Annotated in this window: 7 protein-coding genes; 2 read left to right on the forward strand and 5 right to left on the reverse strand. The window is 39.6% G+C overall.

Annotation, left to right across the window (positions count from 1 at the left end; genetic code table 11):
- From ABI367_RS12415 to trxB, 4 genes are all read right to left on the reverse strand, one after another.
- The coding region (locus tag ABI367_RS12415; protein ID WP_462230528.1) for a BatA domain-containing protein at positions 1-1,112 on the reverse strand (1,112 nt) is incomplete at its 3' end.
- 102 nt (positions 1,113-1,214) lie between these two features.
- Positions 1,215-1,964: a hypothetical protein gene (locus tag ABI367_RS12420; RefSeq protein WP_462230530.1), complete on the reverse strand. Its 750-nt coding sequence runs from the start codon at positions 1,962-1,964 to the stop codon at positions 1,215-1,217.
- A gap of 11 nt (positions 1,965-1,975) precedes the next feature.
- Positions 1,976-4,201: a family 20 glycosylhydrolase gene (locus ABI367_RS12425; protein ID WP_462230533.1), complete on the reverse strand. Its 2,226-nt coding sequence runs from the start codon at positions 4,199-4,201 to the stop codon at positions 1,976-1,978.
- 274 nt (positions 4,202-4,475) lie between these two features.
- On the reverse strand, positions 4,476-5,432 hold the full coding sequence (trxB, locus tag ABI367_RS12430) for a thioredoxin-disulfide reductase (protein ID WP_462230535.1): 957 nt from the start codon (positions 5,430-5,432) through the stop codon (positions 4,476-4,478).
- Positions 5,433-5,523: 91 nt separating this feature from the next.
- Between trxB and ABI367_RS12435 the strand changes: the two genes are divergently transcribed.
- Positions 5,524-6,063 carry an NADPH-dependent FMN reductase gene (locus ABI367_RS12435; RefSeq protein ID WP_462230537.1) on the forward strand — a complete coding sequence of 180 codons (540 nt, stop codon included), beginning with the start codon at positions 5,524-5,526 and terminating at the stop codon, positions 6,061-6,063.
- Between the two features lie 28 nt (positions 6,064-6,091).
- Here ABI367_RS12435 and ABI367_RS12440 read toward each other — a convergent pair whose 3' ends face one another.
- Entirely contained in the window at positions 6,092-7,162 is a 1,071-nt protein-coding gene (locus ABI367_RS12440) for a DUF4062 domain-containing protein (protein ID WP_462230539.1), read from the reverse strand.
- Positions 7,163-7,393: 231 nt separating this feature from the next.
- Here ABI367_RS12440 and htpG point away from each other — a divergent pair.
- Positions 7,394-8,701, forward strand: a 1,308-nt coding sequence (gene htpG / locus ABI367_RS12445; RefSeq protein WP_462230541.1) for a molecular chaperone HtpG, incomplete at its 3' end; no start/stop codon positions are given.

Here is an 8,701-nt window from a genome sequence, read left to right on the forward strand (position 1 = left end):
ACAATAAGCGGATAGGTGCTTAATGACGCGTAATCAACATTACCATCAGGCACTCTTTTTATTTTAAAAAACGGATCGGCAGCGAAAACTGAGTTAAGAAACACATTTGGCGTGCCACCATCAATTAATAAAACAGGCATTTGCTGTTTTACATTAAATGAAAAATAAAACTGGTTATCAAAAGTCACCGGGTTATCCTGCAAGGTTATCTCGCCACGCTGCCAGCCGCTTTGCAGACCCGAAAAGGTTAACGTATCGTCCTGTACCGAACGGGCGGCGAGGTTAAAACCTCCTAAAGCTTTTTGCGAACCGTTTATCAATAGCTTTAAAGGTATTTTAGCGGAGTTTTCTTCGGAGTAATTATGCAGCCTCACCACCATTTTCTCGCTTTCGCCGGGGCGGTGTATAGCATTTAGCAGCCATACCGAATCAACGGCTACATTAGCTAAAGTATTGCCGGTAAGTTGTACCAGGTTAACTGTTATGCCACTTGCTTTAAGCGGCTGCCCATTGGATATGTTTTTTTGAAAATCAGAAACGATGTAAAGCGATTTGGTGGTATTGGGTTGCCCGTTTAGTAAACTAAGCTGTCTGTCTACAATTTGTTGCAGGGGGCGGCTGCGGGGACTTATTTTTACCGCGTCAACCGCGTCATTAAATTCATCGCGGGTAAGCAAGCGCTGGTGTTTACCTTCAAAATCCTGCGTAAGCAACTGAAACCTGTCATTTATGCCATAAGCGGTAACAATTTCTTTTGCACGGCGTTTGGCTTCGTCCAACAAAGCGCCTTCGCGGTTAAGCGTTTGCATGGAGTACGAATTATCAATAAAAACACTTACCGCTTTTTGCGCGCCCGCATTTTTGGCATTAGGGCCGGGGATATACGGGCGGGTAAAGGCCAAAACCAAAAACAATAACGCTAACAATCGTGCAGCTAATATTAATCGCTCTTTTATATTTCGGCGGGAAGACTGCTGTTCGCGTATTTCTTTCAGAAACTGAACATTACTGAAATATACTTTTTGATACCTGCGGAAATTGAACAAATGTATCAGTACAGGTATAGCCAGCGATAGTAATGCAAATAAAAAGGCAGGGTATAAAAAATGCATTTTTTAGGTGGCTGTTGTTACAAATGTGCAATTTTTAAATTTAAGAAAACAGGGTATAGCATCAATACTCTGTCGCAATTATATTACAATGAAGCTGTATTATTACCTGCGTCGCCTATGCTTTTTATGCGTCACGGACTTTTTATGTTTGGTTGATTTTTTTGTGGTTTCTTTTTTCTTTTTTTCAGGTTCGGCTTTCTTCACCTTTTCCTGTTGAACAGGAGTGGTTATAGTTTTGGTTGAATCTTTACTTAACTGTTTTACAGTAAATTGATTACCCTGTAAACTATATTCCAGCTTACGTTTTGCGCCGGTTGGTTTGGCATTGTTGGTATTGCCGTCATAAATAGGAAACTCGCGTATAAATTTGCCTTCGGTAATATAAAAATTATCGCCGCCCCGGTAACCATCGCGCTGCGAACTGGTTAGTTTTGGGAAATCGCGTTTGTTGGCTTTATTATCATTGCCATACTCAAACGCGTATATGGTGGTGTAGTTAGTGGTATCCTTTCCTTTGGTTTGTATCAATATTTCAGGATTGCCATCCACATCCATATCCGAATTATATACATCAACTATTTTACCATTCAGATCGCCTGTAGTAGTGGTGTATTGCCTGCTTGTTGAGTCGGAATGCAAAATAACGAACGCGCCTGTATCTGCCGATCCCCTGCCCCAACTTAGTACATCATAATATTCGCCCGGCGCAACCTCCAGCAGCTTATGGTACCTAAATGGGTCCATTATGCGTGGCGCGCTGCTAACCTGCTTAACAGCAGCTTTTTGTTCATGGCTGCAACCTGTAAATACTATGCCGCCCATCAGCATCAATAAATAAAACTTTATACGCATTATTAGTTAGGTTAATTAAACATCGTATCGGGCGATAACTCGCCTTTAGGTTTGCCGGGTATGGTCATAAAGACCCTTAAAGATCCCGTTATACCCTGGTTAAAGTATTTTAAGGTAAACTTATGAAATCCTTTTAATAAAGGCACACTACCGCCTTTTTCAAACAATACATGTTTGCCATCATTGTCAACCACGGGCATATCATCTATCAATATAACCGATCCATCGTCTGACGCGGTTGAAAAGCCATATAAACCATCCTCATCAATACGTATGTAACCATTATATATTATGCCGAACGGCTGGTTATTACGGCGAAAACTGACTATATTAAAACTTTTAGCTATTAATGTTGAATCTAATACACCAACTGTATTAAGTTGGCTGGTGCTGTTAAAAGTACCTGTAAATAACTGATACCTTAAACCCATTGCTGTACCGGTATAGTTAACCGGTGGAAATGGCGGCTTATTGTAAACCACGGTGCGTAATATATCGCTACGTTTCCCTGTTGGCGTTATGGCTATACTTTGCAATTCGCGGTATTGGTCGGGCGGTACATTATAGGTTATTGGTTTGGTAAATTCCAAATCGGTTTCGCGCGGGGTGTAGCCGTCAATGGTATAATAAACCTTAGCTGTTGTAACAGAAGGCTTTAGATTTACGGGTAGCTGCGTACCAAAAATGATAGTATCCTTTGCGCCAATTACTTCGGGCACGCGGTAATCAAAACCATTTTTATCCAACCAGGCGAGTTGACCGGGCAGGCGCGTTTCTGAAAAATCTTTATAATTTTTATTGGCTAACGGCGTCCACCCCACTTCTGACAGGGCAAGCATACGCGGCAATAACATATATTCCACTTTATTTTCTGTGGCGATATATTCTGTCCATAAATTGGCTTGTACCCCTATAATATATTTCTGCTGTTCGGGCGTTAATACCGCCGGGGTTGGATTATAAGCATATGTCATGGCAATTGGCTTATAACCACCAATACCTACCGGCTCGTTGCCTAATTTACCTTGCGCGTTGTCAAAATATAAACCCATACTGCTAGGTGTCATAATTACATCGTGCGATAGACGCGCGGCAGCAATACCGCCCGATTCGCCCTGCCAGCTCATAATAGTTACGTTAGGTGCAATACCACCATCCAATACCTCGTCCCAACCTATAACTGTACGCCCTTTTGAGTTTACAAACGCTTCAATACGTTTTACAAAATAGCTTTGCAATTCTTTCTCATCTTTCAATTTTAAACGCTTCATCAATTGCTGTGCAAATTTGGAATTCTGCCAGTCATCCTTTGCAACCTCATCCCCGCCTATGTGGATATATTTACTCGGGAAAAGGTTAATAACTTCTGTTAAAACATCATCCAAAAAATTAAAGGTCGAATCAGTTGGGCAATACACGTCATGCCGCTCGCTCCAGGTGCCTGACACCATATAGCTTTCGGGTATGTTACAGCCATACTCGGGGTAAGCAGCCAGTGCCGCATCTGAATGTCCGGGCATTTCAATTTCCGGTATAATGTTTATATATCGATCAGCGGCATATTTTATTACATCACGTATTTGATCTTGTGTGTAATAACCGCCATAAGGGGTATTATCATATTGCGGCGGGGTGCGGTCGTGGTAGTTGCCTATTAAAGTCTCTGTACGGTGGCTGCCTATTTCGGTTAACTTGGGATATTTTTTTATCTCGATGCGCCAGCCCTGGTCATCAGTTAAATGCCAGTGAAAATTATTGAGTTTATAACGCGCCATCAGGTCGATATACTTTTTAATAAAATCAACCGAAAAAAAATGGCGGGCTACATCCAAATGCAATCCGCGGTAACCAAAACGCGGGTAATCTTCAATTTCGGCGCCAGGCAATTTAACAGTTGCATCATGCTCCAAAGGCATTAATTGAATTAAGGTTTGTATGGCATAAAATATACCTGCGCCTTTGCCAACTATGGTAATATTTTGCGGAGTGATCAATAAGCGATAACCCTGAGCCGGCAGTGCATCGGCCCCTGCAGAGGTAATAATAATTCCATTATTTACCGCTTGCCCGGTATAAGGCTGGGGCTTAATAGTAAGAGCGACCGCGTTTTGTAAATAATCTGCTAAAAAAGTCACCGCTTTATTAGCCACGCTATCTGCTACTAAAACGGTTTGCTGACTTAATATAAAATCGCCGGATAATTTCTTAACGGATACCGGAGCGGGTATCAGGCCCATGTACGGGTCGTTATTTTGCGCCTTAACTGTTATCGATATAAAAAAGAGATAGAAAAATAGGGGTAGAAAAAGCTTTTTATACATACTTATCAATAGCCGTGTTTATTAAATATGGTGAAGTTATTAAAAAGTTGGGGTAAGTTTAACGTGTTGATAGAATTTGTATAGGTTGAAAACGTTGTATAGTTAAAGATGTTACAATGATTGTAAACAAAAAAGGTTGCAGAAATTAAACTTCTACAACCTTTATAACGCTTAAAACCTTTAAAACAACTTAAGCCGTTACCACATGCTCTTTAGCGGCCAAATACCTTTCGGCATCAATGGCGGCCATACAGCCCGTGCCCGCGGCCGTTACTGCCTGGCGGTAAATATGATCCTGTGCATCGCCACAGCAAAACACGCCTTCAATGTTTGTTTCTGTTGATCCGGGCCTGGTTTTAATGTAGCCGGTTTCGTCCATATGTATCTGGCCCCTGAATATATCGGTATTAGGTTTATGGCCTATCGCCACAAAAAAGCCGGTAACATCTAATTTACGTTCCTGGTTAGTTTTATTGTTAAGAACCAAAACGCCATTTACACTTTGACCATCGCCTAAAATTTCTTTGGTTTCGGTATCATATAATAATTCAATATTATGGGTATTCAATACGCGGTGCACCATCGCTTTTGATGCCCTGAACTCATCACGGCGAACAATCATATATACCTTGCGGCACAATTTAGCCAGGTAAGTAGCTTCTTCAGCAGCGGTATCGCCGGCGCCTACTATGGCAACGTCCTGCCCTTTAAAAAAGAACCCGTCGCAAACAGCGCAGGCCGAAACACCAAAACCACTGTATTTTTGTTCGGAATCCAAACCCAACCATTTAGCTGACGCACCTGTTGATATAATAACCGTATCTGCCAATATAGTTTTACTTTCGTCAACGGTTACTTTATGCGGCATACTTGAAAAATCAACCGAGCTTACATACCCAAAACGGATATCGGTACCCAAACGCTCGGCTTGCTGACGGAAATCTTCCATCATTTCGGGTCCCATTATTCCATTAGGGTAACCCGGAAAGTTCTCTACATCAGTAGTTTGGGTAAGCTGACCGCCGGCCAACATACCAGTATACATAACCGGCTTTAAATCAGCGCGCGAGGCGTATATAGCTGCAGTATAACCTGCAGGTCCCGAGCCTATAATAAGGCATTTAACATGTTCAGTAGTTTCAGACATCTTTAATAAAATGAAGCACAAAAATAGCTTTTATTGCACTGCATGGCAATAGCCAATAGTCACTATATTGCCATTAGATTTACACATATTTATGACTATCAACACTCACCCCTCAAAACATAAAATTTTAGCTATACCCGGCAGCCTTAGAAGCGGCTCAACCAATCATAACATCTTAAAATATTTAGGCACACTCGTACCCAATAATATAGATTATGCCATATATGATGGTCTTTCAACCATCCCTCCCTTTGATACCGGATTGGATAATGATAACCCGCCCCAACCGGTAGCAGCATTAAGGCAATTATTAAGCGAAGCCGACGGACTAATCATCTGCACACCCGAATATGCTTTTGGCGTACCCGGTCAGCTAAAAAACATGCTGGATTGGCTGGTATCCAGCAGTTCGCTGGTGGATAAGCCTGTGGCTTTAATAACAGCATCGTTAGGTGGCGAACATGCGCATGCCTCGCTTCTGTTAACGTTGGGGGCTTTATCGGCAAAACTATCTGATGACACTAATTTGCTAATTCAGTTTATCCGTTCAAAAATGGATGGGGATGGGAATTTGAAGGATGAGGAAACGAAGGATAAATTGCAAAAATTAATGAAGAACATGCCGACTTAAAGTAGCCTGGTTTATACAAATTTTTATATCATTTTGATGCACTCTTTTTTATCGGCTTTTTGGCTGTTTCAGCATCACTGTTTTTAGATATACCGACTGGTTGTTTGATGGAGAATTTTAATGTCGGGGAGCCCTCAATTCTTGGTAATTTAGCTCTTAATTCTTCTCGATTGTCTTTAAAAGTAGTTTTTCCTAATAATATCCTAGCCATATTTATGTCATTCATTCTTATTCCTGTTGTCATGCATCTGAAAGAAATATCTCCCCTATTTGAGTTTTGCTCCTTTAAGAAATTAATAAAATCAAATAAAGTTTCTGACGTTAATAAACCGGTTTTGATTTTTTCGATAGCAATATTATGAGTATTTACTAAATGTTTGATACCTTCCAGTTCTAATAATTGGGAGAGTTGTTTTTCTGCCTCTAACTTTTTATTTTCCTCCTCAATAATCTTCACTACATTTTCACCTTCTAAAACCCTAGGTAGTGCTTTTTCTAAATATGTTTTTAGTGTTGCAGTAACAGCTGATAAATCGTTGATTTTGTGAGTTAAATTTTCGTATTGTTTTTTTTGTGAATTTTGTCTTAAGAAGTCCTTAAACAACCCGGCCCATTGATTTTTCAAAAAAGCAGTTATATCAGAGACATGTTCAAAAGGATGAATTATTATCCCTCCGGTTAATTTCATAACCTCTTCGATAAACTCATATATTTTAACGCTATCTACATATTTAAAAGCGATTTCCTTTTCTTTGTTTAATAGATAAGTTTCATATTCAGTCCTGACATTTTTTTCAATAAACAAATAAACTTGCTTGCCCTGTTCCACAGCAGTTTTTATTTCTAATTGAGTAATTGAATATTGCGTTTGCTTAGACTCTGAGCCATATCTATTACCAATGATTCCAAGAAGCATATCGACATCATGAACTTCTTTGTAGCAATACTCTTCTAAATTATCTTCAACGCCATAAGGGATTTCTCCGACTTCGTTTCTGATAGGTTCATAATTAAAATCTCTTATAAATTTATCCAAATCAACTCTTAGGCTTTTTAAATCATAAAAAGTTGAGCTGATAAATATTCTAGGTTTAGCCATTGTAAATTATTAAAAATTAACAGGTTAGGATAAATGTATTTATTAAAATTTGAATTAAAAATAATGCCGCTAAATATATCGCTGGGTGACAATTCTTTCACATTAAGTTAATTGTTGTTCGTTGAAACAATAACAACTCCCTGCCAATTTGACAAATAAATTACTTTGGAACAACCATTGATAAGCGCATACTACTAAAACATTTCATTAACAAAATTTATATAAATAGTTATGCAAGAAAAAGGAACAATTTCGATACACACCGAAAACATTTTTCCGATAATTAAGAAGTTTTTATACTCTGATACCGAGATATTTTTACGCGAGCTGGTATCAAACGCGGTAGATGCTACCCAAAAAATAAAACGCCTGGCATCACTGGGCCAGTACAACGGCGAATTGGGCGACCTGCGCGTTGAAGTAGCCTTTGACGAAGCTAAAAAAACCATTACCATATCTGATAATGGTTTGGGCATGACCGCCGAAGAGATCAAAAAATACATTAACCAGATCGCATTCTCGGGTGCTACCGAGTTTATGGAGAAGTTTAAAGAAGCTAAAGACGCTAACGAGATCATCGGTCGTTTTGGTTTAGGCTTTTACTCGGCATTTATGGTGGCTGATAAGGTAGAAATTGAAACCTTAAGCTACCAGGAAGGCGCCGAACCGGCCCACTGGATATGCGACGGAAGTACCGAATTTGAAATTAGCGCAGGCAGTTTGGCAGAGCGCGGTACCGAAATAACCCTGCACATTAACGCCGAATCGGAAGAGTTTTTAAACAAACAGCGCATACAGCAAATTTTAGATAAATACTGTAAGTTTTTACCGGTACCTATTAAGTTTGGCACTACAACCGATTCGATAGAGGATGGTGTTGACGAAGAAGGTAAACCAAAATACAAATCAGTTGAGGTTGATAATATTATTAACGATACCAACCCGATTTGGACCAAAGCCCCGGCTGAATTAAAAGATGAGGATTACCTTGACTTTTACAAACAGCTTTATCCATTTTCGGAAGATCCACTTTTCTGGATACATCTGAATGTAGATTATCCGTTCAATTTAACCGGGGTGCTTTACTTCCCTAAATTGAAGAATGATTTCGAGATACAAAAAAACAAGATCAAATTATTCTCGCGCCAGGTATTTATTACTGACGAGGTGAAGGATATTGTTCCTGAGTTTTTAATGTTACTACATGGCGTGATAGATTCGCCGGATATTCCGTTAAACGTATCACGCAGCTTTTTACAGGCTGATAGTAACGTTAAAAAGATAAACAGCTATATCACCAAAAAAGTAGCTGATAAATTGGCAGAGCTATTTAAAACCGACCGTAAAGCTTACGAAGAAAAATGGACCGACATTGGCCTGTTTGTAAAATACGGCATGGTGAGCGAAGAGAAGTTTTATGATAAAGCTAAAGACTTTGTTCTGCTAAGCAATACTAAAAACGAAAACTTTACTTTAGACGAATACAAAGATAAAGTAACGCCTGAGCAAACTGATAAAGAAGGTCAGCTGGTTTACATT

The organism is Mucilaginibacter sp., from assembly GCF_039935595.1.
Lineage (GTDB): Bacteria > Bacteroidota > Bacteroidia > Sphingobacteriales > Sphingobacteriaceae > Mucilaginibacter.

Excerpts from the sequence above, each read along its gene's own strand:
- ABI367_RS12420 (WP_462230530.1), bottom strand. The coding sequence starts at position 1,964 with ATGCGTATAAAGTTTTATTTATTGATGCTGATGGGCGGCATAGTATTT.
- ABI367_RS12435 (WP_462230537.1), top strand. The coding sequence starts at position 5,524 with ATGACTATCAACACTCACCCCTCAAAACATAAAATTTTAGCTATACCC.
- ABI367_RS12425 (WP_462230533.1), bottom strand. The coding sequence starts at position 4,201 with ATGGGCCTGATACCCGCTCCGGTATCCGTTAAGAAATTATCCGGCGAT.
- ABI367_RS12440 (WP_462230539.1), bottom strand. The coding sequence starts at position 7,162 with ATGGCTAAACCTAGAATATTTATCAGCTCAACTTTTTATGATTTAAAA.
- trxB (WP_462230535.1), bottom strand. The coding sequence starts at position 5,432 with ATGTCTGAAACTACTGAACATGTTAAATGCCTTATTATAGGCTCGGGA.